The organism is Collinsella sp. D33t1_170424_A12 (genome assembly GCF_015554865.1).
In the GTDB taxonomy this organism is placed as follows: domain Bacteria; phylum Actinomycetota; class Coriobacteriia; order Coriobacteriales; family Coriobacteriaceae; genus Collinsella.
In genome coordinates, this window is the sequence record NZ_JADNJJ010000054.1 from 1 (window position 1) to 26,524 (window position 26,524).

Sequence of the window (26,524 nt, forward strand, 5' to 3'; positions counted from 1 at the left end):
CGGCTTCATCATGAACGTTGGCGCCGAGCTCGAGTTCTACTACTTCCCCGACGAGCACACGCCCGAGCCGCTCGACGACGTGCGCTATTTCGACCTCACGCCCTCCGATTCGGCGCGAGACCTGCGCCGCTCCACCGTGCTGATGCTCGAGAAGATGAGCGTGCCGGTGGAGTATACCTTCCATTCCTCGGGCCGCTCGCAGCACGGTATCTCGCTGCGCCACGCCGAGGCGCTCTCGATGTCCGACGCCATCATGACGGCCAAGCACGTCATTCGCCTGGAGGCGTACGAGGCCGGCGTGCACGCGTCGTTCATGCCCAAGCCCATCGCCAACGAGGCGTCGAGCGCGATGTTCCTGCATCAGTCGCTGTTCGACAAGAGCGGCAACAACGTGTTCTACGGCGAGGACGATCCGGTCTACCACCTGTCGCCCATCGCGAAGAGCTACATGGCCGGCATCCTGGCCCATGCATCCGAGATATCGGCGATCACCAACCCCACCGTCAACTCGTACAAGCGCTTGGTGACGGGCGGCGCCACCGTGCCGGCATACGCCACGTGGGGCATGCGCAACCGCTCCGCGATGATCCGCATCCCCATCTACAAGCCGGGCAAGCACCTGTCGAGCCGCATCGAGCTGCGCACCCCCGATCCCATGGCCAACCCCTACTTGGTGAACGCCGTGACGCTCGCCGCCGGCTTGGACGGCATCGAGCGCGGCCTGGAGCTGCCCGAGGAGGGCACGAGCGCGCTCAAGTCGCTTTCCGATGCGGAGCTGCGCCGCCGCGGTATCAAGCCGCTGCCGCGCAACCTCTCCGAGGCGCTCGATTGCTTCGAGGAGTCCGAGCTGATGCGCGAGACGCTCGGCGAGCACATCCACAGCTTCTTCCTTAAGAAGAAGCGCCAGGAGTGGGAGAAGTACTCGTCGACCATCACGGAGTGGGAACTGAAGCATTACCTTGCAAATTCGTAGCCTGAACGCGTGGCGCATGCGTTCGGCGTGCGATAAAGTAATCAAAATGAGTTTCCGGGCTCGATGCCGCGGCATCAAGTTGGGGGGTGCCCATGTCCGATAACAACATCCTGTTCATGGCGCGGACGACGCGGTTCCACGAATTCGCGCGAACGCTGAGCGCTACCATGGGTGCCGACGTGTTCGCCGCCACGCCCGATTCGCCGAGCGCCGCGCACGATTTCGACCTGCTGCTCCTCGACACCGACGGCGTGCGCCCCGATCGCCTGGAGTCCATCGCCACATGGCTCGAGGGCCGCGGAAGCGTCCCCATGATGCTGATCGTGGACGAGGACGCCCTGTCGAGCTTGCATATGCCCTCGCACGGTCGCTGCGATTTCATCTGCTCGGGAGCGAGCCCCGTCGAGCTCGAGCTGCGCGTGCGCCGGCTCCTGGGCGAGGACGATTCGTTCTCCGGCGACGATATCCTGCATATCGACGGCATGACCATCAACCTGGCTACCTATCAGGTGTATCTGGACGACGAGCCCGTCGACCTCACGCTCATGGAATACTCCCTGCTGTCGTTTCTGGCAACGCATCCCAACCGCGCGTACAGCCGCGAGGTGCTGCTGCACCGCGTATGGGGCTTCGAATACTGCGGCGGCACCCGAACCGTCGACGTTCATATCCGCCGGATTCGTTCCAAGATCGGCCCGCAGATCGCCGGCCACATCAACACGGTGCGCGGCGTGGGCTATCTGTTCAAGGAGTAGCGTCGTCCGCCGACCCCGTCCTGCCGTGTGTCCAGCTGGTTGCTCCACGGTTCCGACCCGGGTGTTTACGAATTACTTAAAGGGCTTGTGAAAGAGTTAATCATTGCGCGCGACCGAGCTGGCCGCGCGCCTCTTGGGGTACAACGTTGCTAGTAGTTGATGCTGGCGAAAGGAACTCCCCATGAGTGATGAGAAAATGCCCCAGCGGCCCGATGGCCTTGGCTCGTTGCCGCGCGTCGAGGTCGAGCCCACGCCCGTGCCGGGTGCTGGTTCGGCACCCGCTTCCGGCGATGACGCGCCGAAGCACGCCGCCCCCGCCGGCGAGACCGTGAAGCACACGGTCGTGAAGACCCGCACCAAGAAGCTGCCGGTGTTCCTGGCGGCGCTCGGCGGCCTGGTCCTGGGCGCCGTGCTCGTTATCGCGCTGGTCATGTCGGGCGCGTTCCGCATCACCGACGACAACGTCGAGGCTTCGTCCTCAACGACCCAGAACATCCAGATCGACCCCGAGGACACCACCCTTGCCGAGACCGTTGCCGCTAAGGCGCAGCCCTCGGTGGTCTCGATCACCGCCACGGGGGATTCCCAGAACAGCGGTGGCATCGGTTCGGGCGTGGTGCTCGATACCGAGGGCAACATCCTCACCAACAACCACGTGATCGAGGGCGCCACGGCCCTGACGGTCTCCATGGGCGGCGAGTCGTACGAAGCCGAGTTGGTGGGAGCCGATCCCTCGAGCGACCTTGCCGTCATCCGCCTCAAGGACGTCGACAAGAAGGCGCTCGCGCCCATCGAGCTCGGTGATTCGAGCGAGCTTGCGGTAGGCGAGTGGGTCATGGCTATCGGCAGCCCCTTCGGCAACGAGCAGTCGGTCTCTACCGGCATCGTGAGCGCCCTGTATCGCTCCACCGCCCTGCCCTCGACGGGCGGTACGTCCATCTACGCCAACATGATCCAGACCGATGCCGCCATCAACCCCGGTAACTCCGGCGGCGCGCTCGTCAACGACCGCGGCGAGCTCATCGGCATCAACTCGATCATCGAGTCGTACTCGGGCTCCAGCTCGGGCGTGGGCTTCGCCATCCCCGTGAACTATGCCGTCAACATCGCCGAGCAGATCATCGATGGCAAGACCCCCGTTCATCCGTATCTGGGCGTCAACCTTACGTCCGTCAACGCCATGACGGCGCGTAGGAACGGCCTGGGCGTCACCGAGGGCGCGCTCGTCGTGTCCGTCGTGGATGGGGGCCCCGCCGCCGCGGCCGGCCTCGAGGCGAACGACGTTATCACCAAGATCGACGATAGCCCGGTGGTTTCGGCCGACGGCCTGATCATCGCCCTGCGCGAGCACAACGTGGGCGACAAGGTCAAGCTCACCGTGGTGCGCGGCAAGGACAGCAAGGAGCTCGAGGTCGAGCTCGGTTCCGACGAAGCGCTCCAGGCCGAGAACCAGGATGTCTCGTCCGGTGACGCGGCGGGCAACTCCATGACCGAAGAGGAGTTCCTGCGCTACCTCGAAGAGCTCATGGGCCGCGGTTCCGCGAGCCCGTTGGGGTAGTAAAGCGAATCGCGTGCCTTCCCGCGAGGGCGCGCTTCGGGGCCGTGCGATGGCGCGCGGCCCCTTTTGCTATGGTCAGCTCGCACGAGGCGGGGCCGCTCGGAAACGCGCGGTCCCGCCTCGTTCGTTACTAAACCGCACGTATTTCGCCATTATTCTATCTTACGAATAATGATACGTGTTCAAACGATGGACGATTCCCGTTAGAATAGAACGTCGGACTAAAGCCGCCCTGCGCCTGCGGGCGGTGGAGGAAGAGGACAGGAAGGGGAGTAATGTTCTCTCTTCATAAGACGCTGGGCGGCGTTCATCCGCCCCAGTGCAAGGACACGCGGGATTGTCCCTGCACGTGGATCGAGCCTCCCAAGCAGGTTCGCATCCCGCTCAACATGCACATCGGCGCGCCGTGCACGCCGTGCGTCGAGGAGGGCGCGCACGTGTACGTGGGCACCAAGATCGGCGACGGCGAGGGGCTGTGCGCCCCTATTCATGCAAGCATCTCCGGTACGGTGACCTCGGTTGCCACCGAGAAGCTGCCCACCGGCGCCACGGCTCCGGTGGTCACCATCGCCTCCGACGGCAAGATGGAAAACGACCCCGCGCTCACGGTTCCCACCTATAGCGGCAAGGACGAGTTCATCGCCTGCGTGCGCGATTCCGGCGTGGTGGGCCTGGGCGGCGCCTCGTTCCCCACGTGGTTCAAGATGCGTGCGCCCGAGGGCAAGAAGTTCGACTTCGTGGTCATCAACGCCATGGAGTGCGAGCCCTACATCACGAGCGACTACCGCCAGATGATCGAGCACGCGGAGCGCGTGATCGACGGCGTGGTGCGCGTGGCGCGTGCGCTCGAGATCCCCGCCGCCGTCATCGGCGTCGAGGATAACAAGCCCGAGGCCGTCGACGCGCTCAACCGCGCCATCGCGGACAAGGGCGTCGGCGATATCGTCGAAGTGCTCATGGTTCCCACCAAGTACCCCGCGGGCGGCGAGAAGGTCCTCATCGAGGCTACGACCGGCCGCGCCGTCCCCGCCGGCGGCCTGCCCATCGATGCCGGCTGCCTGGTGCTCAACGTCACCACGGTCTCGCGCGTGGAGGAGTACTTCCGCTACGGCGTGCCGCTGGTTCGCCGCACCATCACCCTTGCCGGCGACTGCGTGAAGAACCCCGGCAACTACCGCGTCCCGCTCGGCATGAGCGTCCGCGACGTCATCGAGGCTACCGGCGGCCTTGAGAAGCAGCCCAAGAAGATCATCATGGGCGGACCGATGATGGGCCGCACGGTCACCGATATCGACTGCCCCATCCTCAAGGCGAACAACGCCATCCTGTGCCTGGACAAGGACGCCGTCCTGCCCGAGGAGTCGCCTTGCATCCGCTGCGGACGCTGCGTGCGCGTGTGCCCGCTCGGTCTCATGCCGTACGCGCTCGACGCCGCCAGCCGCCGTCACGACGCGGTCGAGCTCGACGAGCTCGCGGTCATGAACTGCATGGAGTGCGGCTCCTGCGCGTTCACCTGCCCCGCCCATAGGCGCATCACCGCATCGATCCGCGAGGGCAAGGCCGCCTATCGCGGCGAGGTCGCGCGCCTGACCCAGCCTGCGAAGGAGGCGTAACGTATGAACCTGATCTTCGAGGATTCCCCGCACTTCCACGGCAGCGCGTCCACCTTCAAGATCATGGGCGCCGTGTGCCTGGCGCTCGTGCCCACGCTGCTTGCGGCAACGTGGCTCTACGGTCTGGCCGCTCCGCTGCTGGTGCTGGTATGCATCGCCACGGCGCTCGTCTGCGAGCACCTGTGCTGCGCCATCATGCATCGCGAGTCCACCGCGGGCGATATGTCCTGCGTGGTCACGGCCATGCTGTTCGCCTTCACCCTGCCCGCCACGGCGCCCGTGTGGGTCGCCGTCCTGGGCACCGCGTTCGCCATCGTCATCGTGAAGATGATGTTCGGCGGCATCGGCAACAACTTCGCCAACCCGGCCGTCGCCGCGCGCATCTTCGTGATGGTCGCGCTGCCCAGCGCCCTTTCGTCCTATCCGGATGTAGTGGGCAAGCCGCTCGACGCCATCACCGGCGCGACGCCGCTCGCATTGGAGGCCAATCCCTACAGCATCATGGACCTGCTGCTGGGCAACCACGCGGGCGCCCTGGGCGAGACCTGCGTCATCACGCTGCTCATCGGATACCTCTTCCTGCTGGCCATCAAGGTCGTTGATGCGTGGGCGACCGTGCCGTTCATCGGCACCGTGGCGCTCATCATGGGCTTTGCGGGCGAGGATGTCGTCTTCCAGCTGCTCTCCGGCGGCCTGGCGCTGGGCGCCTTCTTCATGGCCACCGACTACACCACCACGCCCATGACGCCGAAGGGCAAGATCATCTTCGGTATCGGCTGCGGCGTGATCACGTCGCTGGTGCGCCTGTTTGCCGCCGCGCCCGAGGGCGTGGCGTTCTCGATCCTGTTCATGAACATGTTCGTGCCCCTGATCGACCGCTATACCCGTCCCCGTCCGGTTGGAGGTGTGAAGAATGCCCTCGTCTAGCTCCTGGCTCTCGCGCCACCGCAACGGCGCGTTCTACACGCTCGGGCTCGTGCTCGCGGGCACCCTGGTGTGCGGCGGCGTGATCGCCGGCGTCCACTGGGTGCTTACCGACGCCTTCGCCGCGTCCGATGCCGCGCTCGATGAATCGAAGGGCGGCGCCCAGCGTGCGCTGCTGTTCCCCGATGCCACGTTCGAGAAGGTTTCCGCCCCCGCCATCGAGGGGCTCAACTCGGTGTACAAGACCGACGCCGGCGATTACGTCTTCGACGTCCAATCCAAGGGCTATCACGGCGATGTGGAGCTCATGGTGGGCATCACGTCTGCCGGTAAGGTCGCGGGCATCCAGGTCGTAGCCGAGGACGAGACCGACGGCATCGGCACCAACGCCCTTACCGACGAGTACTTCGGCACCTTTACCGACCTGGCCGCCTCCGGCGCGCTCACGGTCGAGGATGCCGGTGCCGGCGAGACCAAGGTGGACGGCGTGTCCGGTGCCACCTTCACGGCCAACGCCGTCATCGCCGACCTCAACATCGCCTTCGAAGCGTACGCGCAGATGGGAGGCAAATAATATGGCGCTGAATGAAAACATCGTGCGCGAGCAGGACGAGCGCGTGGCCGCTTTCGTGCGCACACCCGCGTTCGTCGTCGTCGCGGCGGCCCTGCCCGGCCTGTTTGCGGCCACGTCCACGGTCAACGGCATCGCCATCGGCCTGGCTACCGCCGTCGCCATCCTGGCGATGGCCGTCGTCGCCCCGCTGTTCCGCCGCTTCACCGGCGCGTTCTCCTTCCTGCCGCTCACGCTCCTTGCGGGCGCCACGGTATCGGTGCTCGTGAGCTTCGGCGTGCGCGTGGCCGATCCGGCTGCCTACGAGTCGCTCGGTATCTACCTGCCGCTCACCTGCGTGAACGCCATGGCCGTGGTGTTCGTCGCCCGCGACGGGTTCACCGCCGACCCCACCTCGAAGTCCTCGGTCGGCACCGCCGCGTTCGCCGCGCTCTGCGCGCTGCCAACGCTGGTGTTCGTGGGCTTCATCAACGAGATGTTCAGCACCGGCGTCGTCTTCGGCCTCACCATGCCCGAGCTCGCGGCCTCCCCGCTGTCCATTTTCGGTACGCCTGCGGGCTCGCTGCTCGTGCTCGCCTTGGTTGCCGCGTTCGTGCAGTCTATCTGCGACGTGTGCACCTCGTCCGAGAACGCTAAGGAGGATGAGCGCTAATGGAGTTCCTGAACTCGTTTTTCACCGCCGCATTCGATAACAACATCGTCTTCGCGCAGCTTATCGCCATGGTCTCTGTGATCCTGGTGGCCCATCGCCCGCAGGATGCCATCCGCATGGGCGGCCTTCTGGGTATCGCCGTCGCGGTGGCGGGCGTTATCGGCTGGCCGCTGTATGCGGGCTTTCTGATTCCCTGGAGCGTCTCCTACCTCGCGCCGCTTGGTTGCGTGCTCGCCAGCACCGGCGCCATCTTCGTGGGCGGCACCATCATGGGTGCCGGCAAGCCCTCCGAAGAGCGCACGCGTATCCTGCGTTCCTGCACCATCTTGGCGTGCAACGCCGCCGTGTTGGCGGTTCCGCTGGCCAACGGCGCCGTGGCCGAGACGCTTACGTTCTGGTCGGCCTTCGGTACCTCGCTGGGTGCGGGCTTCGGCCTGTTCTTGGCCGTGGTGCTGTTCGCCTTCGTTCGCAACGGCATCGACGAGCGCCTGGTTCCGCATGCGCTGCGCGGCCTGCCCATCACGCTGATTACCGCGTCGCTGATGGCGCTCGCCTTCACGGGCGTCGCGGGCATCGCTGGCGGACTGTTCGTGTAAGGGGGATTTGACTGATGACCGATCCTATCATCATGGTGGGCGTTCCGCCCATTCTGCTCGCCGTCATCGGCGGCGGCGTCGCCATCGCTCTGAGCATCTGCGCCGGCATCAACAACTTCGCCGACCGCCGCGAGGCTCGTGCCGAGGCCGAGGAAGCCGAAGCTGCCGACGCGGCGTCCGAGGAAGTGGCGGCGGAGGCGTAGCGCCTTTCAACCACGTTTGCAGCAAAGCGCTCTCCAGGTTAGTCCTGGGGAGCGCTTTTGTTTTGAGGCGAGCACTTGAGTCCGGATGCTGGGAACCACGGTCGATGGACTCTTGGATGGCGAGGTGCCTGCGATCGCGCAGGAGACAACCGAGGCTCGCCGAAAGCTCGCACGCTGCCTTGCCACGCTTGTTGCTCTCTTTATCCTTTATCTCATCGTGAATATCGTCGACGTCGCGTTCATGCGCGGCGAGTGGAACCATACGGCGCACTATGTGTGCAGCGGCATCCGAATCACCCTGGCAGCGGCCTCAATCCCCGTCGCGAAGCGCATGCGCGCTATCACGCGCGGGCGCGAGCTGGGCGACGTGGTGAGCATCATGATGTTCGTAGAGGGCTATCCAGAGGGTCAGGAGCCGCCGAACAACGTCTTCTACCGCACGGTTCTCACCAACATCCCCGCGCTGTACACGCTGTTCCTCGTGGCGCTCGCGGCGGTCTTCATCGCGATCGTCTACGCTTAGGATCGAATTGGGGGAAGGGCGCCAGCCTTGCAAGAAAACGGGCCCCTCGACGAGGGGCCCGCTGCACGGATGCATGGCTGTCGCGCGTGCGCGTTACGGCATGATGCTGTTGGCGCCGTCCACGATGACGCTCTGGCCGGAGAAGTAGCAGGAATCCGGACCGGCGAGGAAGGCGATGACGGGCGCGATGTCCATCTCGGGGTCGCCGAAGCGCTTCATCGGGTTGAGGTTGACCTGCTTGGCGTACTCCTCCGGGAACTTCTCGGCCCACGCCTTGGCGGCCGGGGACTCGGCGCCGGGCAGCACGATGTTGACGGTGATGCCGTACTGGCCCCACTCCTTGGCGGCTATCTTGGTCAGGCCGCGCAGGGCCTCCTTGTTGGAGCCGTAGGCGAGCTGGCCGGCGATGCCGAACATGCCGGTGGCGGAGGCGAAGTTGATGATGCGGCCCTCGTGCTGCTCCTTCATGTAGGGGAAGGCGGCCTGCATGTAGTTGAGGGAGCCGATCACGCCGGACTCCCAGGCCTTGAGCATGTTGTCGTACTCGGTGTCCTCGACGGGCTGCGAGGGAACGATGGCCTGGCCGTTGTTGACGATGACGTCGATGGAGCCGTAGGTCTCGACGGCCTTCTCGACGACCTCGAAGACGCGCTCGCGGTCGGCGGAGTCGCAGGTCATGGCGAAGCCCTCGCCGCCGAGCTCGCGGATCTCGGCGATGGTGGCCTCGATGGGCTCCAGGCGACGGCCGGTGGTGATGACCTTGACGCCGCGCTTGGCGAGGCACAGCGCGATGCCCTTGCCGATGCCCTGGCCGGCGCCGGTTACGACGGCGACCTTCTCGTTCAGCTGCTTCATGATGAGTCCTCTCTCTTTTGAAGCCTGTGCGGTTGCGGGGCGTGCGGATGCAGCTCCTGCGCGCACGTATTTGCCAGAAGTCTATCCACTAAACGGGTGGATAAACGCGACTTCGCCGTTCGGGCTGCCAGACGGCGCGCCGTCATTCCGCTATCGGCATGCTGCGTGGCTGATCGGAGCTATCGAAGGAGCCGCTGATGTGCAGTTCTGCCGACTTTTCCCATCGGTTCTGGAGATGCAAATGTATACTCGCTTCCATGCATTTTTATAACTGCGGGTTTGTAATCGATCGTCACAGGGATACTTGGCGCAATCGTAAAACGATGGGAAAAGCCGGCAGGATTGCAATATGGGCTCGCGCATGCCTCGCGCTCCGCGTGCGATGGTACCCTGTAGTGGTTGAGATTCGACCACTAGGGAGGCCCATGTGACGGAGCAGCAGAGCTTGTTTGGCGATATGGCGGCGAATGGAGACGCGAGGACGGATAGCGCTCCGGCATCGCCTGCCGAGACCTCGCAGGATGCCCGCTCTCGGGCTGCGGCGCGCGCGGCCGAGCTGCGCCACCTGCTCGATTACCACGCGTACCGCTACTACGCGCTGGACGCGCCGGAGATCACGGACGCCGCCTTCGACGCGTTGCTGGTGGAGCTCCAACAGATCGAGGCCGCCTATCCCGATCTCGTGACGTCGGGCTCCTACACGCAGCGCGTGGGCGGATTCGTGGACGTGGAGCAATTCACGCCCGTCACGCACATGGCGCGCATGTACTCCATGGATGACGCCATGAACCTCGAGGAGCTCGACGAGTGGCTTGCGCGAACCGAAGCCGCGCTGGGCGAGGGGCATGTCGCCTATACCTGCGAGCTCAAGATCGACGGCTTGGGTGTTGCGATCACGTACCAGGACGGTGCGTTCGTGCGCGCGGCGACGCGCGGCGATGGCACCACGGGCGAGGACGTCTCGTTGAACGTGCGCACCATCAAGGACGTGCCCATGCACCTTTCTGAGGCGGCGCTCGCACACATGGGTGCGGACCGCGGGACCCCCATCGAGGTGCGCGGCGAGGTCTACATGCCCAAGGGCAGCTTCGCGCGCCTCAACGCCGAGGCCGACGCCGAGGGCCGCGAGCCCTTCGCCAACCCCCGAAACGCCGCTGCGGGCAGCCTGCGCCAGAAGGATCCCAAGGTAACCGCGACGCGCAGCCTGGCCACCTTCATCTACTCGATCGCAGACACGGCGCCCCTGCACGTGGACTCCCAGCACGCGTTCCTCGACTGGCTGCGCGAGGCGGGCTTCTCCGTCAACCCGAACGTGGCCCGTTGCACCTCGCCGGCCGAGGTCCATGCCTTCTGCGCCGACGCGCTGGCGCACCGCGGCGACCTCGATTACGACATCGACGGCGTCGTCGTGAAGGTGGACGGGTTCGACCAGCAGGCCGACCTCGGCTTCACCGCGCGCGCCCCGCGCTGGGCCATCGCGTTCAAGTTCCCGCCCGAGGAGAAGACCACCGTGCTGCGCGATATCCGCATCCAGGTGGGCCGCACCGGCGTGCTTACCCCGGTGGCGGAGTTCGACCCGGTGACCGTGGCCGGCTCCACCATCGCCCGCGCCACGCTACACAACATCGACGAGATCCGCCGCAAGGACGTGCGCGTGGGCGACACCATCGTCGTGCACAAGGCGGGCGACGTGATCCCCGAGGTCGTGGGGCCCGTCCTGGACAAGCGCTGGCCCGACGCGGTCGAATGGGATATGCCCACCGAGTGTCCCGCGTGCGGGAGCCCCGTGGTTCACGAGGACGGCGAGGTAGCGTATCGCTGCGTGTCGCTGGACTGCCCGGCGCAGCTCAAGGAGCGCCTGATCCACTGGGTGAGTCGCGGCTGCATGGACGTGGACGGCGTGGGCGAGGAGCTCGTGGACAAGCTCGTCGAAGCGGGGCTGGTGCACGACGTCGCGGATTTCTACCAGCTGGATGCGGACACCATCGCTGCGCTCGACACGGGCCGTGTGTATGCCACCTCCAACGCGAAGAAGGGCGTGCGCGCGGGAGACGCTATCCCCGTGGGGCCCACCATCGCCGCGAAAGCGGTCGACCAGCTCAATCAGTCGAAGCGGCAGCCGTTGGGGCGCGTGCTGTTCGCCCTGGGTATCCGCCACGTTGGCAAGACGGTGGGCGAGGCGCTGGCGCAGCGGTTCTTGAGTATCGACGCGCTCGTGCAGGCAAGCGAGGAGGATATCGCCGGCTGCGAGGGCATCGGGCCCAAGATCGCCGCGAGCGTGAAGCAGTTCCTCTGCGTTCCCGAGAACCTTGAAGTTCTCCAGCGTCTGCGCGACGCCGGGTTCGCGCTCGAGGAGGACCTGGGCGCCGCGGCGTCGCGGGCGGCCGAGGCAACGGGCGTCGATGCCCGGCTCGCCGAGACGCAGCCGCTCGCCGGGCTCACGTTCGTGCTCACCGGCACGCTGGTCAACCGCACGCGAGACGAAGCCGGCGCCGCACTCAAGGCTCTGGGCGCGAAGGTGACCGGCTCGGTATCCAAGAAGACGAGCTACCTGGTTGCCGGGCCCAAGGCGGGCTCCAAGCTCACCAAGGCCGAGGGCCTGGGCGTGCCTGTTTTGAACGAGGAGCAGATGGAGGAGATCCTGGCGACCGGTGCCGTGCCGCAGGCGTAGGGATAGCCGCGTGCTGCCCGGCACGCGGCCGACCGTTATCGCGCACCGTGCATCTATCCCCACGGCGGCAGGTGGTTTTCGGTATACTCGCTTGAGCACTATCGAATCCCACAGGAGGTATCCATGGCCGTAGAGCCCAAGCCCATGCACGACCTGCCCGCCCATCACCTGGTGCCCGATGCGCTCACCCCGGAGCAGATCGAGTCCAAGGCCGAGACCGTGGCCATCAGCAAGGCGAACATGCCGTTTGTGAAGCTGTTCGTCCTCGCTATGTTCGCCGGCGCGTTCGTGGCGCTGGGCGCGGCGTTCTTCACCGTGGTCATGGGCGATACCGAGATGGGGTTCGCGGCGCAGCGCGCCCTCGGCGGCCTGTGCTTCTGCCTGGGCCTCGAGTTGGTGCTGCTGTGCGGCGCCGAACTGTTTACCGGCAACGCGCTCATGGTGCTGGGCAAGGTGTCGGGCAAGATCTCGTGGGGTGGTCTGGCGCGCAACTGGAGCGTCGTGTGGTTGGGCAACTTCGTGGGCGCCCTGGCGATCGCCGCGCTGATCTTTTTGGCCGATCTGCAGAGCATGGGCGGCGGTTCCGTGGGAGACGCCATGGTGGCGCTCGCCGTGGGCAAGGTTACGCCGGCGTGGCATACGCTGTTCTTCAAGGGCGTGCTGTGCAACCTGCTCGTCTGCCTGGCGGTGTGGATCGGCTTCGGCGCGCGCACCACGGCGGACAAGGTGCTCGGCATCATCCTGCCGGTGGCGGCGTTCGTGGTGATGGGCTTCGAGCACTGCGTGGCCAACATGTTCTTCCTGCCCATGGGGCTTGCCGCCAAAGCCGCCGGCTTCGGTGCGGCGGTGGCGGGAGCCGAGTCGCTCACAGCGGGATCGCTCGCTTATAACCTGTCGGCCGCCACGCTCGGCAACATCGCCGGCGGCATCCTCATCGTGGGCGTGGGCTACTGGATCGCCTACGGACGCGAGGCACACAAGCACGAGGTCGAGGCGGGCAAGCTCGCGGAGTAGGGGCGCGGTGGAGCCCGCGCGTCCGCAGGGTGGCGCGGCGGGAAACGGGCTGAGAGAGACATGAGGACCCGGCCTTGGCGGGCGAAGCAGCTCCCAGGGCCGGGTCTTTTTCATGCGCGTCAAGCGCCGGGCGCAACGCGGCAACCTCGGATTGAGCCTCCGCCGGGCGCCCGAACCTCAGATTGGTGCCTGTCCCTAATCCGAGGTGCGCTGCACGCGGACGGCGGTGCCGGTGGCGCAGGTCATGATCATGCCCTCGAAGGTCTCGTAGCCAAGGGATGCGCCAACGACGGCATTTGCCCCCATGGCCTCGGCGCGATCGGACAACTCCTGCAGGGCGTGGTCGCGCGCCTGAGCCATCTCCTCTTCGTAGCCCGCGGAGCGCCCGCCGAAGATATTGCGGAAACCCGCGCCGATGTCGCGGAACATGTCGATGCCGCTGACGACCTCGCCGGAAACAACGCCCAGATACTCCTTGATCCTGTAGCCGTCGAGGCTGTTGGTGGTGGTGATGGCAAGCATGGCCCTTCCTTTCGATCGCCTGGCCTTACGGGGAGTTATACCCTGGTTGACGGTCGGGCATGCACAGCGAGGACGCGGGGACGAGGGTACGGTAACGAGGCGGCCGCCCGAGAGCGAGGCTTTCGGGCGGCCGTAGCGTGACGATCGGTTGTCATCGTATTGTATGGAAGCGTGCGGCGAGGCGGTGCCGCGGGAACAGGCTTCAGGCTAGGGTCTCAGATTAGTGCCTGTCCCTTTTTCGAGGGGTTGCCGCGTGGAGGTCGAGTGAACGCCTATGACGTTTTTGATGCCGCCCGCGTGCGGCGCTACTCCTCCTCGCCCTCGTAGCCGTCCTCGTCGCCGAGGCAGTCCTCCTCGATGCGGCGCTTGAGCGCGTCGATGCCGGCGCCCGTCTGGGAGCTGGTCACGATGATGTCCTCGGGGTCGAGCTGGAGCTGCTTGCGGATGTTGGCGAGCTGCTTGGCCTGCTGGCCCTTCCCCAGCTTGTCCGCCTTCGTGAGGCAGACCACGAAGTTGAACTCGTTCTCACGCAGGTACTCGATCATGTCGAAGTCGAGCTTGGAAGGGTCGTGGCGGATATCGACAAGCGAGACGACCAGGTTGAAGCTGCGCTCGCTCTCGAGGTAGTCGCCGATGAGCTGGGCCCAGCGCTGGCGTTCGGCCTTGGAGCGCTGCGCGAAACCGTAGCCCGGAAGGTCCACGAAGTGGATTCCGTCGGCCTCGAAGAAGTTGATGTTGGCGGTCTTGCCCGGGGTGCTCGAGACCTTGACGAGGCCCTTGCGGTTGAACAGCTTGTTCATGATGGATGACTTGCCCACGTTGGAGCGCCCCACGAAGCTCACCTCGGGGCAGGTCGACGGCGGGATCTGGCTCGTGGCGCCGTAGCTGGCGATGAACTTGGCGAGGTTGTAGTTGATCTGGCTCATGGGGCCTCCTAGGGAATGGGTATGCGGGCGTGCCGGGCGGTCGGCCTAGTTGTCGGAGATGCCGAGCTTCACGGCGAGACGGCGGATGATCGAGAGCGTGAGGGCGCTCGCGGAGCGGGCGTAGCCGTCCAGATCGAACTCGCGGTCGCAAAACGCGTCGTAGGCTTCGTCGCAGTTGTCGGAGATGGCGCGCAGCACCAGGCAGTCGATCTTGTTCTTGGCTGCCACATGGGCGATGGCGGCGCCCTCCATCTCGGCGCAGTCCGCCTGGGTGGCGGCTATGACACGCTCGCGCGCTTCGGCGCCCGTGATGAAGCGGTTGCCCGATGCGATGGTCCCGCGCAGGTAGCGGTGCACGTCGGCGGAGGTATCGTTGCGGCGGAAGAACGTGGCGTCGGCGGCGGCGCGGGCCTCGGCGTCCTGTTCGCCTTCGGCGATGGCAGCGTTCACGAAGCCGTGGGCGAGGAGGGTCTCCTCGGCGAGGTCGACGAGGAAATCGCTGCTGGCGAACTCCTCCAGGCCCGGTGCGGATTCGGCGATGAGCGCGGTGTCGGTGTCGGTGTAGCGCAGACGCTCGCCGATGACGACGTCGTCGATATGCAGCGCGGGGTTGAGCCCGCCGGCGATGCCGCTGAAGATGATGGCGTTAGCGCCGTATTTGGAGATGAGGTGCTGCGCGGCGGCCGCGGCGTTGACGGTGCCCATGCCGGCGGTGGTGCACACGATGTTGAAGCCGTGGTACTCGCCGCCGATGATCTTGAGGCCGGCTTCCTCGCACACGGTGCCGCGCTCGATGGACGTATAGATCTGGCGCACTTCCTTCTCGAGCGCGCCGATGATCGCGATGGTAGGTGCCATGATGCTCCTCGCAGTTGTCTGGCGTGTTTTCGATGCCTAATGGTACCAGTCTTGCATGGAAAAAATGCGTGTCGCCCATGGTACGATTGCCCGCGGAATGCGATTTGGGCCGGGTGGCAGCCCGGTATGGCGAGGGGAGATGCATGACTACCGACAACCGCTCCATCGAGGCGCCGCGCGCCGCCTCTGCGGCCGACCTGTCTGCGGCCCGGCGCAGCCTCTGCGTCCTGCTGCTGGTGGTCATGGGCTTCATTCTGGGTTGCTCGGAGTTCATCGTCATCGGTATCGAGCAGCAGATCGCCGATGCCTTCTCGGTGCCGCTCGCGCACGTGGGAGGGCTCGTCAGCGCGTTCGCCCTCTCCTATGCGATCCTGACCCCGATCCTCGCGCTCACCACGGGCAGGTTCCGCCGGTTCACGCTGCTCGTCGGGTATTCGGTCGTCTTCTGCGCGGGCAACCTCCTCGCGGCCCTCGCGCCGACGTTCGAGCTGCTGTACGCCGCCCGCCTGGTGCTCGGCGCGGTCTCCGGCGGCCTGCTCGCGGTCGGCGTCACCTACCTGCCCGAGCTCATGGATCCCAAGCGAACGCCCTTCGCGATCTCCCTGGTCTACGGCGCCTTCTCGGTGGCCATGGTGCTGTCCACCTCGATCGGCAAGATGATCGCCGAGCTCTCGAGCTGGCACGTCGCGATGTGGGCGGTCCTCGCCGTCGCCGTGGTGGTGTGCCTCGCGCTCGTCGCCGTGCTGCCCCGCGCCGGGGAGACCGACGAGCCCGCGACCGTTCGCGACCAGATCGGCCTTCTGGCCGAGCCCCAGGTCCTGACCGGCATGGCGATCTTCGTCTTCGGCGTGGGCGGCGTCTACGTCTTCTACGCGTTCATCACGCCCTACCTCGAGCAGGTCCTGGGACTGAGCCCCTTCCAGGCGTCCGCGGTGCTCATGGTCTACGGCGTGATGTGCATCATCTCCAACATGCTCTCGGGCGTGCTGGACTCGCGCGCGGGCATGCGCGGCCTGGTGCCGGTCTTCGTCATCCAGACCGGTCTGCTGCTCGCGCTGTACGCGCTCGGCTCGACGATGCCCCTCGCCCTGGCCGTGGTCCTCGCCATCGGCGTCTCCATGTACGTGCTCTCGGTGCCGTGCATCACCATGTTCATGCGCGTCGCGCGGCAGCGGCACCCCAAGGCCATGATGCTGGCGAGTTCCGTGGAGCCCACCGCCTTCAACATCGGCATCAGCTTCGGCACGGCGGTCGGCTCGGCCGTGGTCGCGGGGCCCGGCATGGCGAGCGCGGGCCTGGTGGGCGCGTCCTTCTCGGTGGTCGCCCTCGTCCTCACGCTCGTCACGATGCGCATAGACCGCCGCCGCGGCTAGGCGCGACGGCGTACAGCCTGGTTAGAGCGGAGACGAGCTCCGTCCGCATGCGCGCGGGCGGGGCTCGCCTGTGTAATCGTATGATGCGCTTTCGATTGCGATCGGGTGCTACAGGTACTCGATCTGCGCGCCCTGCGTGTCGCAGGTGAGGATATGCGTCTCGCACTCCGGGAACCGCTCGCGCAGGCGTACCTGCAGGAACTTGGCAACGATGGTGTCGTCGGTCACGGCCATGAGCGTGGAGCCCGAGCCCGAGATCCACAGCGTGCCCGCCCCGCCGTCCAGGCACGTGCGGCGGATGGCGTCGTAGTCGGGGATGAGCGCGCGGCGGTAGGGCTCCTGCAGGCGGTCGTCGTTGGCGCCGGCGATCAGCGCGAGGTCGCCGGTCTCCAGACCGCGGGTCATGCCTGCGATGCGCCCCATCTGCCACACGGCGGAGGAGAGCGGGACCTCCTGCGGCACGACCTTGCGGGCCGCGCTGGTGTGCACCTCGTAGGGCGGGATGATCGTGATGAATCGCAGGCGGTCGCTCACCTCGTAGCGAAGGCAGCGGGGGAGTCCGCCCTCGGGCGTGAAGGAGCATACGGCGCCGCCCAGGATCGCGGGGGCGACGTTGTCGGGGTGCCCCTCGACCGCCGTGGCGATGCGCACGAGCTCGGCGCGGTCGACGGTGTGGCCGGTCAGCGCGGCGGCCGCCATGATGCCGGCCACGACGCAGGTCGAGCTCGACCCCAGTCCGCGCGCTACGGGCACCTCGGTCTCTATGTGGAGGCGCACCGGGAAGGGCTCCTCGCCCCATTCGCGCAGCGCGTCGGCGAAGGAGGCGTACGCGAGGTTGTCCTCGTTGCAGAACTCCTCGGGGCAGCCGGTGATCTGCAGCGTCTCGGCGCGCTCGAAGGTGAAGTGCGAGTAGAGCGACACGGCCATGCCGAGCGTGTCGTAGCCGATGCCGAGGTTCGCGCTGGTGGCCGGCACGGTGATCTTGATCATGTTGATGCTCCTTTGCAGGACGGGGCGGGGTCGGCGCATCGTCCGCCGCGAGTTTCCGCACGAGCCGAAGGCGCCGGCGGCGCCTTCGCGCGAGCCCAGGACTGTCCGAGCGCCGGATGATGCACCGACCCCGGCTCTCGGGCGGGATGGTTACAGCTTGGCGGACGCCGCCTCCACGAACGCGCCCATGCCATCGATGTCCACCACGGCGTCGTGCAGCACGGGCTTCTCCCGCAGCTCAGACAGCTGCGTGGGCGCGCAGGTGCCCGTTGCCTTCTCGAGCACCTGCATGCAGGCGAAGTCGTCGGGCGGGCAGAACAGGCCGAGCGAGCTTGCGACGGCGCGCGGGAACTTGTACGGGCTCGCGGTGGAGAGGACCACGCGAGCGCGAGCGTCCGGAGCGGCTGCGACCTGTTGCAGCGCGTGGTAGCCGCAGGCGGTGTGCGGGTCGATCAGGTAGCCATGGCGCTCCCAGCAGTCCTTGATGGCCGCGGCCACCTCGTCCTCGTCCGCCCAGCCGCAGCCGAAGACCTCCTGGATGCGGGCGAGCAGGTCGGCGGGCACCGTGTAGCGGCCTCCGGCCAGCTCATCCATAAGGCGCGCGACGAGCTCGCAGTCGCCATCCGCCAGATAGTAGAGCATGCGCTCGAGGTTGGACGAGATGAGGATGTCCATGGACGGCGAGGTGGTGGTGTAGAAGGGGCGCTCGCGGTCGTAGGCACCGGTGGTGAGGAAGTCGAACAGCACGTTGTTCTTGTCGCTCGCAACGATGAGCTTGGCGACCGGCAGCCCCAGGCGCTTGGCGTAGTAGCCCGCCAGGATGTCGCCGAAGTTGCCCGTGGGCACGCAGAACTCCACGGCGTCGCCCGCCTCGACGGCGCCCTCGCGCAGCAGCTGGGCGTAGGCGGCGAAGTAGTAGACGACCTGGGGCACCAGGCGGCCGACGTTGATGGAGTTGGCGCTGGAGAGCTGAACGCCGGATGCGGCCAGGCGCGCGGCGAGCTCGCGGTCGGCGAAGATGCGCTTGACGGCGCTCTGCGCGTCGTCGAAGTTGCCCCGCACGGCGCAGACCGAGACGTTCGCGCCCTCCTGCGTGCTCATTTGCAGCTCCTGCACGCGGGAGACCTTGCCTTCCGGATAGAAGACGGTGATGCCGCAGCCCGGTGCGTCGGCGAAGCCCGCGAGCGCCGCCTTGCCGGTGTCGCCGCTCGTGGCGGTGACGATCATGATCTTGTCCGCGGCGCCCTCGTCGGCGGCGTTCGTGCGCGCCATGAGGCGGGGGAGCATCTGCAGCGCGACGTCCTTGAACGCGCTGGTGGGACCGTGCCACAGCTCGAGCACGTAGGAGGGGAGCGCCTGCGCGTCCATGCTCTCGCCCGCGAGCTTTACAAGGGGTGTGACCTCAGGCGATGCGAAGGTGTCGCCGTATGCCTCATCGACGCATGCGGCGATCTCGTCGGCGGGGTAGTCGGGCAGCAGCAGGCCCAGGACCTCGCGCGCCAGCTCCAGGTAGCCCTTCGAGGCGAGGCCCGCCAGGTCGATGCGCCGCTCGCCGAGCTCGTCGGATACGTACAGACCGCCGTCGGGGGCAATGCCGCGGCGGATGGCCTGCTTGGCGCTGAGGGCTTCGATGCGGGAACGGGTGCTGTGGTACGTCGCCATAAACGTGCTCCTTCGGCGTGCGGCAGCGCCATGCAGGCGCTGATGAAACGTTGCAGCACATGGTAGCAGAGCATGCAAGGTCCCAACGGCGCCGCCAGCCGTCTGGCGCACGGGTGCAGCTGCATTTCACAGGACGTTCTTTGTTTGGAAACAAAAGTGCGATTATGCAATATGCCGCCGATGTGGTTTAGTAGACTAAGCATTCACGGCGCTTGCCCACGGTAAAGCGATAGCTCGTGAAACGATGGCGCGGATGCGCGTCGCACGTATGAGTTGGAAGGGTTATTCGTTCACCATGATCAAGATCACCAAATTCGGCGGTTCATCGGTTGCCGATGCCGAGCACTTCAGGAAGATCAAGGGCATCATCGATGCCGACCCGGCCCGCCGCTTCGTGGTCGTGTCCGCCTGCGGACGCCGCTCCTCGGGTGACACCAAGGTCACCGACCTGCTCTACCTGGTGGACGCGCACGTGAACTACCATGTGTCCTGCGATGATCTGCTCGCCGACATCGGCCAGCGCTATTTCGACATCGCCGACGAGCTCGGTCTGTCCTATCCCATACGCGAGGAGTTCGCCGCGTTCGCCGAGCGCGCCCGCTCGGGCGGCTACAGTACCGAGGAGCTGGTGAGCCGCGGCGAGTATTTCACCGCGCGCCTCATGGCCGAGTACCTCGGTCTTCCCTTTATCGACGCCATCGATATGGTTGCCTTCCACCACGACGGGACGCTCTCCATGAAGCGCACCGCCGAGCTCGTGCGCGAGAACGCCCGCGAGGGCGGGTTCGTGATGCCGGGCTTCTACGGTGCCACCAAGGAAGGCAAGGTCAAGCTGCTCGATCGCGGCGGCGGCGACATCTCGGGCTCCATCCTCGCCCAGTGCCTCGAGGCCGACCTGTACGAGAACTGGACGGACGTCTCGGGCTTCCTGTCCGCCGACCCGCGCATCGTCGCCCACGCCCAGCCCATCCCGCGCATCACCTACGAGGAGCTGCGCGAGCTGTCGTACATGGGCGCCTCCGTCCTGCATGAGGAGGCGGTCTTCCCGGTGCGCGACGCGGGCATCCCGCTCGTCATCAAGAACACCAACGCGCCCGATGACCCGGGCACCATCATCTCCGAGACGGCCAAGGACGGCGACACCGAGCCCATCATCACCGGCATCGCCGGCAAGCGAAACTTCCTGGCCATCAACGTCTCGCGCGACCGCACCAAGAGCCGCATCGGCTTCATGCGCCGCGCGCTGTCGGTGTTCGAGCGCTACGGCATCTCCGTCGAGCACATGCCCACCGGCGTGGACCAGTTCGCGGCCGTCGTGCAGGCATCCGATGTGAAGGACTCGCTGTACTCGCTCATCTCCGATATCCAGGAGGAGGTCGAGCCGTTGGAGATCGAGGTCGTCGAGGACCTCGCGCTCATCGCCACCGTGGGCCGCAACCTGCGCGGCCGCGCCGGCATCTCGGGCCATCTCTTCGGCAAGCTGGGCGAGGCGGGCGTGAGCGTGCGCATGATCACGCAGGGCTGCGACGAGATCAACATCATCGTAGGCGTGGAGGAGCGCGACTTCGACCTTGCCATCAAGACCATCTACGAGGCGTTTTCCGATGAAGACGGCATCGTGACCACCGCGGACCTCGAGCCCGCGCCGCGTCCGTTCTAAGCTATAAGGGGAGCAACCATGAAGCAGTACACAGTCGCTATCGTCGGCGCGACGGGCGCCGTCGGCACCCAGATGCTCGCGTGCCTGGAGGAGCAGCGCTTTCCCGTGGGCGCGCTCAAGCTCCTGGCGAGCCCGCGCTCGGCAGGCAAGGTCGTCGAGACCCCGTGGGGCCCCGTCACGGTCGAGGCCGCCGCGCCCGAGGCGTTCGACGGCGTGGACATCGTGCTGGGCGCCGCCGAGGACGACGTGGCGAAGGCGCTGTACCCGGAGGCCGTGCGTCGCGGCGCCGTGGTGGTGGACAACTCGCACGCCTTCCGTCTGGACGAGGACGTGCCGCTGGTCATCCCCGAGATCAACGCCGCCGACGCCCTGCAGCACAAGGGCATCATCGCCAATCCCAACTGCGCCACCATCATCGGCTTGGTGCCCACCTGGCCGCTGCATCGAATCGCGGGCGTGACGCGCATGATCGTATCCACCTATCAGGCCGCGTCCGGCGCGGGCGTGCCCGGCATGCGCGAGCTCGAGGAGCAGATCGGCTGCATGGGCCGCGGCGAGGAGATCCCGGCGCCGTCCGCCTTCGCGGCGCAGCTCGCGAGCAACCTCATCCCGCAGATCGGCGGCGAGAAGTTCGAGGGCTTCACCTCCGAGGAGATGAAGATGCAAAACGAGGGCCGCAAGATCATGCACCTGCCCGCGCTGCGCGTGAACTGCACCTGCGTGCGCGTTCCGGTCCTGCGCTCCCATTCCGAGAGCGTGACGCTGGAGTTCGAACGCGACATCACCCTTGAGCAGGTGCGCGAGGCCCTGGCTGCCGCCCCGGGCGTCAAGCTTGTGGACGACCTGGCCGCCGAGTCGGCGCACGACCGCTGGCCCATGCCGCTGGACACCACCGACCAGGACCTCATCTGGGTCGGCCGCGTGCGCCGCGACATCTCCAACCCCGACGCCCTGCGCGGCATCACCTTCTGGTGCTGCGGCGACCAGATCCGCAAGGGCGCTGCCACCAACGCCGTCCAGATCGCCAAACTCCTCTGCGAGTAGGAGCCGCGGGGGTGCATGGGTCCCGGGGCCCGTGCGTCGCCGGCGCTCTCCTGCAGCCCCTTCTCATATCGAACGCGCTTCAAGCCGCGTGCTGCTTGCCTGCAGCACGCGGCTTGCTCGTTGAGCGGCCTGTTTTATCGCGTCAAATCGGCGCCGTGCGGGGTATAAGTACCAATCATCACGCACGATGGAGCGCATTCGCGTCGGAGGTACCTGCATGCCATATATAGAGTTCGAAAACGTGTACAAGATCTACGGATCGGGCGAGGGCGAGGTGCATGCGCTGGACGGCGCGAGCTTCTCGGTCGAGCGCGGCGAGCTCGCGGTGGTGCTGGGTGCGTCGGGCGCCGGCAAGACCACGGCGCTCAATATCCTGGGCGGCATGGACAGCGCCACGAGCGGGCGCGTGGTGGTGGACGGGCGCGACATCAGCGCCGCGTCCGAGGACGATCTGGTCGAGTACCGCCGCGCCGACGTGGGCTTCGTCTTCCAGTTCTACAACCTGGTGCCCAACCTCACGGCGCTCGAGAACGTCGAGCTGGCGGCGCAGATCTGCCCCGATTCCCTCGACGCGGCCGAATGCCTGGCCAAGGTGGGCCTGGCGCAGCGCACGGTCAACTTCCCGGCGCAGCTCTCGGGCGGCGAGCAGCAGCGCGTCTCCATCGCGCGCGCCATCGCCAAGAACCCCAAGCTCCTGCTGTGCGACGAGCCCACGGGCGCTCTGGACTACCAAACCGGCAAGCAGGTTCTCAAGCTGCTGCAGGATACGTGCCGCCGCGACGGCATCACCGTCGTCATCATCACGCACAACTCCGCCCTCGCGCCCATGGCCGACCGCCTCATCCGCTTCAAGAGCGGGCGCGTCACGTCCATGGAGTGCAACGAGCACCCCGTGCCCATCGAGCAGATCGAGTGGTAGGCATGGCGATGGGGAAGAAGGACTGCCGCGCAGCGAAGGCGCGGCCAAACGCGTTTACCACCGATATCAAGCGCACGATAACGGGCAACCTCAAGCGTTTCATCTCGCTGTTCGTCATCACGGCGCTGGGCACCACCATGTTCGTCGGCCTCAAGGCCGCCTGCGACGACCTGCGTGCCACGGCCGATAGCTACTACGACGAGCAGCGCCTGTTCGACATATCCGTGCAGTCCACGCTTGGCCTGGATGGGGCGGACATCGCGGCGCTCGCCGCGCTCGAGGGCGTGGACGAGGCGGAGGGCGGCTATACCGAGACCGCCTACACGCAGGTGGACGGGCGGCGCGCGAAGGTCGACCTCAAGGCGCTGTCCGCGGCGGGCATCAACGAGCCGCGCGTACTCGAGGGCCGCTTGCCGCGCGATGTCGGCGAGGTGGCGGTGACGCAGCGCTTCCTCGACGCGAGCGGCAAGCGCGTGGGCGATACGGTGACGTTTGCCGGCGCCGACGAAGGCGAGCCGTCCGGGGACGCGCCGACAGGCGCCGGGGACGAGGCCGCCGGCTCGCAGGACGGCGCGGCGACGGATGCCGCGTCCATGCCGATCTTCAAGCGCGGCACCTATACCATCACCGGCGCGGTCCTCGATCCCACGGACGTGAACGCTGGAACCAAGACCATGTCGTTTCGCGCGGGGGGCGGCGCGCAGTTCGCGTTCTTCCTCACGCCGGCTGCCGTACGGGACCGCGATACGTTCACGGTCGCGTATCTCACGGTGGCGGGTGCGGCGGAGCTGCCTACGTATTCGGATGAATACGACGAGCTGGTAGACGAGGTCAAGCAGCGCGTCGAGGCGGCGCGCGAGGCAGGCGCGTCGGCGCGGACCGACCGCGTGCGCGCCGACGCCCTGGGCCAGATCGAGGAGAAGCAGCGCGAGGCCGAGGCGCAGCTGGCCGAGGCGGACGAACAGCTCGCCGGCGCCCGCGGCCAGGTCGCCGACGCCCTCGCGCAGATCGAAGCCGGCCGGCGCGAGCTGGAGCGGCAGGGGGCGAGCGCCGAGTCGCAGCTCGATGCCGCACAAAAACAGCTGGACGCTTCGAGTGCCCAGCTCGATGCGGCATGGGCCACGGTCCAGGCCAAGCAGGCCGAGCTCGATGAGGGAGCGGCTGCTGCTGAAGATTCGCTGAAGCAGATCGAGCGCGCCGAGGCGGGCGCCGCTACGCTGAAAACCCTGATGGGCGAGGCGTGGCCGGCTGACGCCTGGGCGCGCCTGCAGGCCGGCGACGCATCGGCCCGAGAGCCCTTCGTGTCGGCGGTGAGCGCCTATACCGCGGAGGCGGTCGCGCAGATAGATCAAGCGTCGCGCTTGCTCGACGCCGTGCGCGGGCTGCTGGATAAGCTGCCTGCGACGCCGGGCGTGCGCGATGAGCTGCTCGAGCGCATCGATGGGCTGGCAAAGATCCTTGCAGCCGTCTATCCGGATGCCGCGGGCGAGATCGAGCGCGTTCGCGCACTCGTGGCCTCGTATGTGGCCGGGGCGCCGAGCCTCGACGAGGCGCATGCCTCTCTCGATCGCATCGCCGCCGCCCTGGCCGACCTTCGCATCCAGATCGATGCCGCGGGCTCCCAGGCGGGGCAGCTGGCCGATGCGGTCCTGGCAAAGCCTCGGGTCGAAGCCGCGCTCGCTGCCGTCGCGAGCGGCCGGCGCCAGCTTGCGTCCGCGCGCGACGAGGTCGTTCGCGGGCAGGCGCAGCTCGAAGCGGGCCGGGCCCAGCTCGACGCCAAGCGCGCCGATGCGCGCAGGCAGCTGGCGGCCGGCGCCGACGAGCTGGCGGCCGGCGCCGCCGAGGCCGCCGACGGGCGCGCCGAGCTCGAGCGCAACGAGGACGAGTTCCAGGAGAAGAAGCTCGACGCCGAAGCGCGCTTCGCCGATGCGCGCGCCGAGGTGGACGGTATCGAGGGCGCGACCTGGTACATCCAGGACCGCTCCTCGCTGCCGAGCTACGCCAGCGTCGAGTCCGATGCGAAGTCCATCGAGTCCATCGCCACGGTCTTCCCGCTCATCTTCTTCACGGTGGCCGTTCTCATCAGCCTTACCACGGTGACGCGTATGGTGGAGGAGGACCGCGGCCTGATCGGCGTATACAAGGCGCTGGGCTACAGCAAGGCTCGTATCCTGTCCAAGTACGTGATCTACGCCTTCGCGGCCTGCGTTACCGGCGGCATCGCGGGCGACCTGTTCGGCTTCGTGGCCCTGCCCGAGGTCATCTTCACCATCTTCGCCACCATGTACGCGCTGCCGCCCTTCCAGCTGCATTTCAACCTGGGTTCGGCGCTTATGGGCGTGTCGCTGTTCGCCATCGGCATCGTGGGCGCCACGTTCCTGGCTTGCCGCTACGTGCTGCGCGAGACCCCGGCGTCGCTCATGCGCCCCAAGGCGCCGCGTGCGGGCAAGCGCATCGTGCTCGAGCGCATCACGCCGCTGTGGCGCCGCATGAGCTTCCTCAACAAGGTGAGCGCGCGCAACCTCTTCCGCTATAAGAAGCGCTTCCTCATGACGGTCTTCGGTATCGCGGGCTGCACCGCGCTCATGATCTGCGGCCTGGGTATCCGCGATACGGTCATCTCGCTCAAGCCGCGCCAGTATGGCGAGGAGGGTATCGTCCGCTACGACCTGCTCGCGGTTACCGCGGACGACAACTTCGCGCGAGCCCAGGACGAGCTGCGCGCGACCGGCCGCATCGACCAGATGCTCGAGGCGCGTATCGATAGCGCCACGGCGAGCTTCAACGACGCACGGGAATCGGTGCAGATCATCGTGGTGCCGCGCGATGCGGACTTGTCGGCCTACCTCAAGATGGAGGACGGTTCGGCCACGTCGCCCGTGCTGCCCGCCACCGGCGGCGACGCCCTGGAGCTGCCGCGCGACAGCGGTGTGCTTATCACCAAGAACGCCGAGCAGGTGCTGGGCTTCTCGGTGGGAGATGCTATCGAGCTGCAGGATTCGGCCATGCGCGCGGGCACGGTCGAGGTGCGTGGCATCGCCGTGAACTTCCTGGGCAACTTCGTCTTCATGACCGAGGACGCCTACGCCGCCGCCTTCGGCGAGCGCTGCGCGCCCAACGGGTTTCTCGCCAACCTACAGGGCACCGACGACGAGAAGATCGCCTTGGCCGACGAGCTCGCGGCGGGCGATACCTTCGTAACGGTGAGCAGCTCGACCAAGATCGCCAACGATTTCTCCGACAGCTTCAAGATCATCGACGTGGTGGTGTACGTGGTCACGATCATGGCGGGCGCGCTGGCGTTCGCCGTGGTGTTCACCCTGTCCACCACGAATATCTCCGAGCGCGAGCGCGAGCTGGCGACCATCAAGGTCCTGGGGTTCCGGCGCCGCGAGGTATATCGATATATCAACAAGGAGACGATCGTGCTCACGCTGATCGGCATCGTGGCCGGGTGGCCGCTGGGCTATCTCATCACGCGCTTCCTTACGTATGTGCTGCGCATGCCCTCCCTGTTCTTCGATACCATCGTGGAACCGCAGACCTATCTGTTCGCTTCGGTGATGTCGCTCGTGTTCACGCTCGTCATCAACGCGATCACCAACCGGGCGCTGGACCGTGTTGACATGGTGGGGGCGCTCAAATCTGCCGAGTAGGGCGGG

General features: G+C 66.6%; 23 protein-coding genes. 17 read left to right on the plus strand and 6 right to left on the minus strand.

The features are described from left to right. The 10 genes from I2E26_RS02585 to I2E26_RS02630 all read left to right on the plus strand — a co-directional run. The coding region (locus tag I2E26_RS02585) for a glutamine synthetase family protein (protein ID WP_195419505.1) at positions 1 to 973 on the plus strand (973 nt) is incomplete at its 5' end. A gap of 92 nt (positions 974 to 1,065) precedes the next feature. Continuing rightward, positions 1,066 to 1,728 carry a winged helix-turn-helix domain-containing protein gene (locus I2E26_RS02590; protein ID WP_147587507.1) on the plus strand — a complete coding sequence of 221 codons (663 nt, stop codon included), beginning with the start codon at positions 1,066 to 1,068 and terminating at the stop codon, positions 1,726 to 1,728. A gap of 181 nt (positions 1,729 to 1,909) precedes the next feature. Next, a complete protein-coding gene (locus I2E26_RS02595; protein ID WP_195419506.1) occupies positions 1,910 to 3,286 on the plus strand; it encodes a S1C family serine protease in 1,377 nt (458 codons plus the stop codon). Between the two features lie 275 nt (positions 3,287 to 3,561). Further along, positions 3,562 to 4,899 carry an electron transport complex subunit RsxC gene (gene rsxC, locus I2E26_RS02600; protein WP_195419507.1) on the plus strand — a complete coding sequence of 446 codons (1,338 nt, stop codon included), beginning with the start codon at positions 3,562 to 3,564 and terminating at the stop codon, positions 4,897 to 4,899. A 3-nt stretch (positions 4,900 to 4,902) separates the two neighbouring features. Further along, entirely contained in the window at positions 4,903 to 5,826 is a 924-nt protein-coding gene (locus I2E26_RS02605; RefSeq protein WP_195419508.1) for an RnfABCDGE type electron transport complex subunit D, read from the plus strand. Beyond that, a complete protein-coding gene (locus I2E26_RS02610; RefSeq protein ID WP_195419509.1) occupies positions 5,813 to 6,397 on the plus strand; it encodes an FMN-binding protein in 585 nt (194 codons plus the stop codon). Before I2E26_RS02605 ends, I2E26_RS02610 begins: the two co-directional genes overlap by 14 nt. Before the next feature lies 1 nt (position 6,398). Continuing rightward, positions 6,399 to 7,046 (plus strand): Rnf-Nqr domain containing protein, encoded by a 648-nt coding sequence (locus I2E26_RS02615; RefSeq protein WP_195419510.1) that lies wholly within the window; start codon positions 6,399 to 6,401, stop codon positions 7,044 to 7,046. After that, a complete protein-coding gene (locus I2E26_RS02620; RefSeq protein WP_195419511.1) occupies positions 7,046 to 7,642 on the plus strand; it encodes an Rnf-Nqr domain containing protein in 597 nt (198 codons plus the stop codon). Before I2E26_RS02615 ends, I2E26_RS02620 begins: the two co-directional genes overlap by 1 nt. 14 nt (positions 7,643 to 7,656) lie before the next feature. Next, a complete protein-coding gene (locus tag I2E26_RS02625) occupies positions 7,657 to 7,845 on the plus strand; it encodes a hypothetical protein (RefSeq protein WP_195419512.1) in 189 nt (62 codons plus the stop codon). Positions 7,846 to 7,930: 85 nt separating this feature from the next. Next, the gene (locus I2E26_RS02630) at positions 7,931 to 8,368 is read left to right on the plus strand and encodes a hypothetical protein (RefSeq protein WP_195419513.1); all 438 of its coding nucleotides are present in this window, start codon (positions 7,931 to 7,933) and stop codon (positions 8,366 to 8,368) included. 93 nt (positions 8,369 to 8,461) lie between these two features. Here the strand turns inward: I2E26_RS02630 and I2E26_RS02635 are convergent, their stop codons facing one another. Next, complete coding sequence (locus tag I2E26_RS02635) at positions 8,462 to 9,223, minus strand: SDR family NAD(P)-dependent oxidoreductase (RefSeq protein ID WP_195419514.1); 762 nt, start codon at positions 9,221 to 9,223, stop codon at positions 8,462 to 8,464. Positions 9,224 to 9,680: 457 nt separating this feature from the next. Here I2E26_RS02635 and ligA point away from each other — a divergent pair, with 457 nt between their 5' ends. Continuing rightward, the gene (gene ligA, locus I2E26_RS02640) at positions 9,681 to 11,894 is read left to right on the plus strand and encodes an NAD-dependent DNA ligase LigA (RefSeq protein WP_195419525.1); all 2,214 of its coding nucleotides are present in this window, start codon (positions 9,681 to 9,683) and stop codon (positions 11,892 to 11,894) included. A gap of 123 nt (positions 11,895 to 12,017) precedes the next feature. Then, positions 12,018 to 12,908, plus strand: a complete 891-nt coding sequence (locus tag I2E26_RS02645) for a formate/nitrite transporter family protein (protein WP_195419515.1) — start codon at positions 12,018 to 12,020, stop codon at positions 12,906 to 12,908. A 195-nt stretch (positions 12,909 to 13,103) separates the two neighbouring features. On the opposite strand, the gene I2E26_RS02650 is transcribed toward I2E26_RS02645, so the two are convergent. The 3 genes from I2E26_RS02650 to I2E26_RS02660 form a co-directional block, all read right to left on the minus strand. Then, positions 13,104 to 13,430 carry a YbjQ family protein gene (locus I2E26_RS02650; RefSeq protein WP_147587518.1) on the minus strand — a complete coding sequence of 109 codons (327 nt, stop codon included), beginning with the start codon at positions 13,428 to 13,430 and terminating at the stop codon, positions 13,104 to 13,106. A 305-nt stretch (positions 13,431 to 13,735) separates the two neighbouring features. After that, entirely contained in the window at positions 13,736 to 14,356 is a 621-nt protein-coding gene (gene yihA, locus I2E26_RS02655) for a ribosome biogenesis GTP-binding protein YihA/YsxC (protein ID WP_195419516.1), read from the minus strand. Between the two features lie 45 nt (positions 14,357 to 14,401). Then, entirely contained in the window at positions 14,402 to 15,214 is an 813-nt protein-coding gene (locus I2E26_RS02660; RefSeq protein WP_195419517.1) for a 5'-methylthioadenosine/S-adenosylhomocysteine nucleosidase, read from the minus strand. Between the two features lie 143 nt (positions 15,215 to 15,357). Between I2E26_RS02660 and I2E26_RS02665 the strand changes: the two genes are divergently transcribed. Next, a complete protein-coding gene (locus I2E26_RS02665) occupies positions 15,358 to 16,587 on the plus strand; it encodes an MFS transporter (RefSeq protein WP_229056359.1) in 1,230 nt (409 codons plus the stop codon). A 108-nt stretch (positions 16,588 to 16,695) separates the two neighbouring features. Here I2E26_RS02665 and thrB read toward each other — a convergent pair whose 3' ends face one another. Further along, on the minus strand, positions 16,696 to 17,577 hold the full coding sequence (gene thrB / locus I2E26_RS02670) for a homoserine kinase (protein ID WP_195419518.1): 882 nt from the start codon (positions 17,575 to 17,577) through the stop codon (positions 16,696 to 16,698). Between the two features lie 150 nt (positions 17,578 to 17,727). Next, positions 17,728 to 19,239, minus strand: coding sequence for a threonine synthase (gene thrC / locus I2E26_RS02675; protein WP_195419519.1), 1,512 nt, complete (start codon positions 19,237 to 19,239; stop codon positions 17,728 to 17,730). 295 nt (positions 19,240 to 19,534) lie between these two features. Between thrC and I2E26_RS02680 the strand changes: the two genes are divergently transcribed. The 4 genes from I2E26_RS02680 (at position 19,535) to I2E26_RS02695 (ending at position 26,518) form a co-directional block, all read left to right on the plus strand. Next, positions 19,535 to 20,899 carry an aspartate kinase gene (locus I2E26_RS02680; RefSeq protein ID WP_147587655.1) on the plus strand — a complete coding sequence of 455 codons (1,365 nt, stop codon included), beginning with the start codon at positions 19,535 to 19,537 and terminating at the stop codon, positions 20,897 to 20,899. An 18-nt stretch (positions 20,900 to 20,917) separates the two neighbouring features. Further along, a complete protein-coding gene (locus I2E26_RS02685) occupies positions 20,918 to 21,943 on the plus strand; it encodes an aspartate-semialdehyde dehydrogenase (RefSeq protein WP_195419520.1) in 1,026 nt (341 codons plus the stop codon). A gap of 217 nt (positions 21,944 to 22,160) precedes the next feature. Continuing rightward, positions 22,161 to 22,862 (plus strand): ABC transporter ATP-binding protein, encoded by a 702-nt coding sequence (locus I2E26_RS02690; protein WP_195419521.1) that lies wholly within the window; start codon positions 22,161 to 22,163, stop codon positions 22,860 to 22,862. 2 nt (positions 22,863 to 22,864) lie between these two features. Then, on the plus strand, positions 22,865 to 26,518 hold the full coding sequence (locus I2E26_RS02695; RefSeq protein ID WP_229056360.1) for an FtsX-like permease family protein: 3,654 nt from the start codon (positions 22,865 to 22,867) through the stop codon (positions 26,516 to 26,518). Positions 26,519 to 26,524: the final 6 nt, after the last annotated feature.

Excerpts from the sequence above, each read along its gene's own strand:
- I2E26_RS02590 (WP_147587507.1), top strand. The coding sequence starts at position 1,066 with ATGTCCGATAACAACATCCTGTTCATGGCGCGGACGACGCGGTTCCAC.
- I2E26_RS02595 (WP_195419506.1), top strand. The coding sequence starts at position 1,910 with ATGAGTGATGAGAAAATGCCCCAGCGGCCCGATGGCCTTGGCTCGTTG.
- rsxC (WP_195419507.1), top strand. The coding sequence starts at position 3,562 with ATGTTCTCTCTTCATAAGACGCTGGGCGGCGTTCATCCGCCCCAGTGC.
- I2E26_RS02605 (WP_195419508.1), top strand. The coding sequence starts at position 4,903 with ATGAACCTGATCTTCGAGGATTCCCCGCACTTCCACGGCAGCGCGTCC.
- I2E26_RS02610 (WP_195419509.1), top strand. The coding sequence starts at position 5,813 with ATGCCCTCGTCTAGCTCCTGGCTCTCGCGCCACCGCAACGGCGCGTTC.
- I2E26_RS02615 (WP_195419510.1), top strand. The coding sequence starts at position 6,399 with ATGGCGCTGAATGAAAACATCGTGCGCGAGCAGGACGAGCGCGTGGCC.
- I2E26_RS02620 (WP_195419511.1), top strand. The coding sequence starts at position 7,046 with ATGGAGTTCCTGAACTCGTTTTTCACCGCCGCATTCGATAACAACATC.
- I2E26_RS02625 (WP_195419512.1), top strand. The coding sequence starts at position 7,657 with ATGACCGATCCTATCATCATGGTGGGCGTTCCGCCCATTCTGCTCGCC.
- I2E26_RS02630 (WP_195419513.1), top strand. The coding sequence starts at position 7,931 with ATGCTGGGAACCACGGTCGATGGACTCTTGGATGGCGAGGTGCCTGCG.
- I2E26_RS02635 (WP_195419514.1), bottom strand. The coding sequence starts at position 9,223 with ATGAAGCAGCTGAACGAGAAGGTCGCCGTCGTAACCGGCGCCGGCCAG.
- ligA (WP_195419525.1), top strand. The coding sequence starts at position 9,681 with ATGGCGGCGAATGGAGACGCGAGGACGGATAGCGCTCCGGCATCGCCT.
- I2E26_RS02645 (WP_195419515.1), top strand. The coding sequence starts at position 12,018 with ATGGCCGTAGAGCCCAAGCCCATGCACGACCTGCCCGCCCATCACCTG.
- I2E26_RS02650 (WP_147587518.1), bottom strand. The coding sequence starts at position 13,430 with ATGCTTGCCATCACCACCACCAACAGCCTCGACGGCTACAGGATCAAG.
- yihA (WP_195419516.1), bottom strand. The coding sequence starts at position 14,356 with ATGAGCCAGATCAACTACAACCTCGCCAAGTTCATCGCCAGCTACGGC.
- I2E26_RS02660 (WP_195419517.1), bottom strand. The coding sequence starts at position 15,214 with ATGGCACCTACCATCGCGATCATCGGCGCGCTCGAGAAGGAAGTGCGC.
- I2E26_RS02665 (WP_229056359.1), top strand. The coding sequence starts at position 15,358 with ATGACTACCGACAACCGCTCCATCGAGGCGCCGCGCGCCGCCTCTGCG.
- thrB (WP_195419518.1), bottom strand. The coding sequence starts at position 17,577 with ATGATCAAGATCACCGTGCCGGCCACCAGCGCGAACCTCGGCATCGGC.
- thrC (WP_195419519.1), bottom strand. The coding sequence starts at position 19,239 with ATGGCGACGTACCACAGCACCCGTTCCCGCATCGAAGCCCTCAGCGCC.
- I2E26_RS02680 (WP_147587655.1), top strand. The coding sequence starts at position 19,535 with ATGATCAAGATCACCAAATTCGGCGGTTCATCGGTTGCCGATGCCGAG.
- I2E26_RS02685 (WP_195419520.1), top strand. The coding sequence starts at position 20,918 with ATGAAGCAGTACACAGTCGCTATCGTCGGCGCGACGGGCGCCGTCGGC.
- I2E26_RS02690 (WP_195419521.1), top strand. The coding sequence starts at position 22,161 with ATGCCATATATAGAGTTCGAAAACGTGTACAAGATCTACGGATCGGGC.
- I2E26_RS02695 (WP_229056360.1), top strand. The coding sequence starts at position 22,865 with ATGGCGATGGGGAAGAAGGACTGCCGCGCAGCGAAGGCGCGGCCAAAC.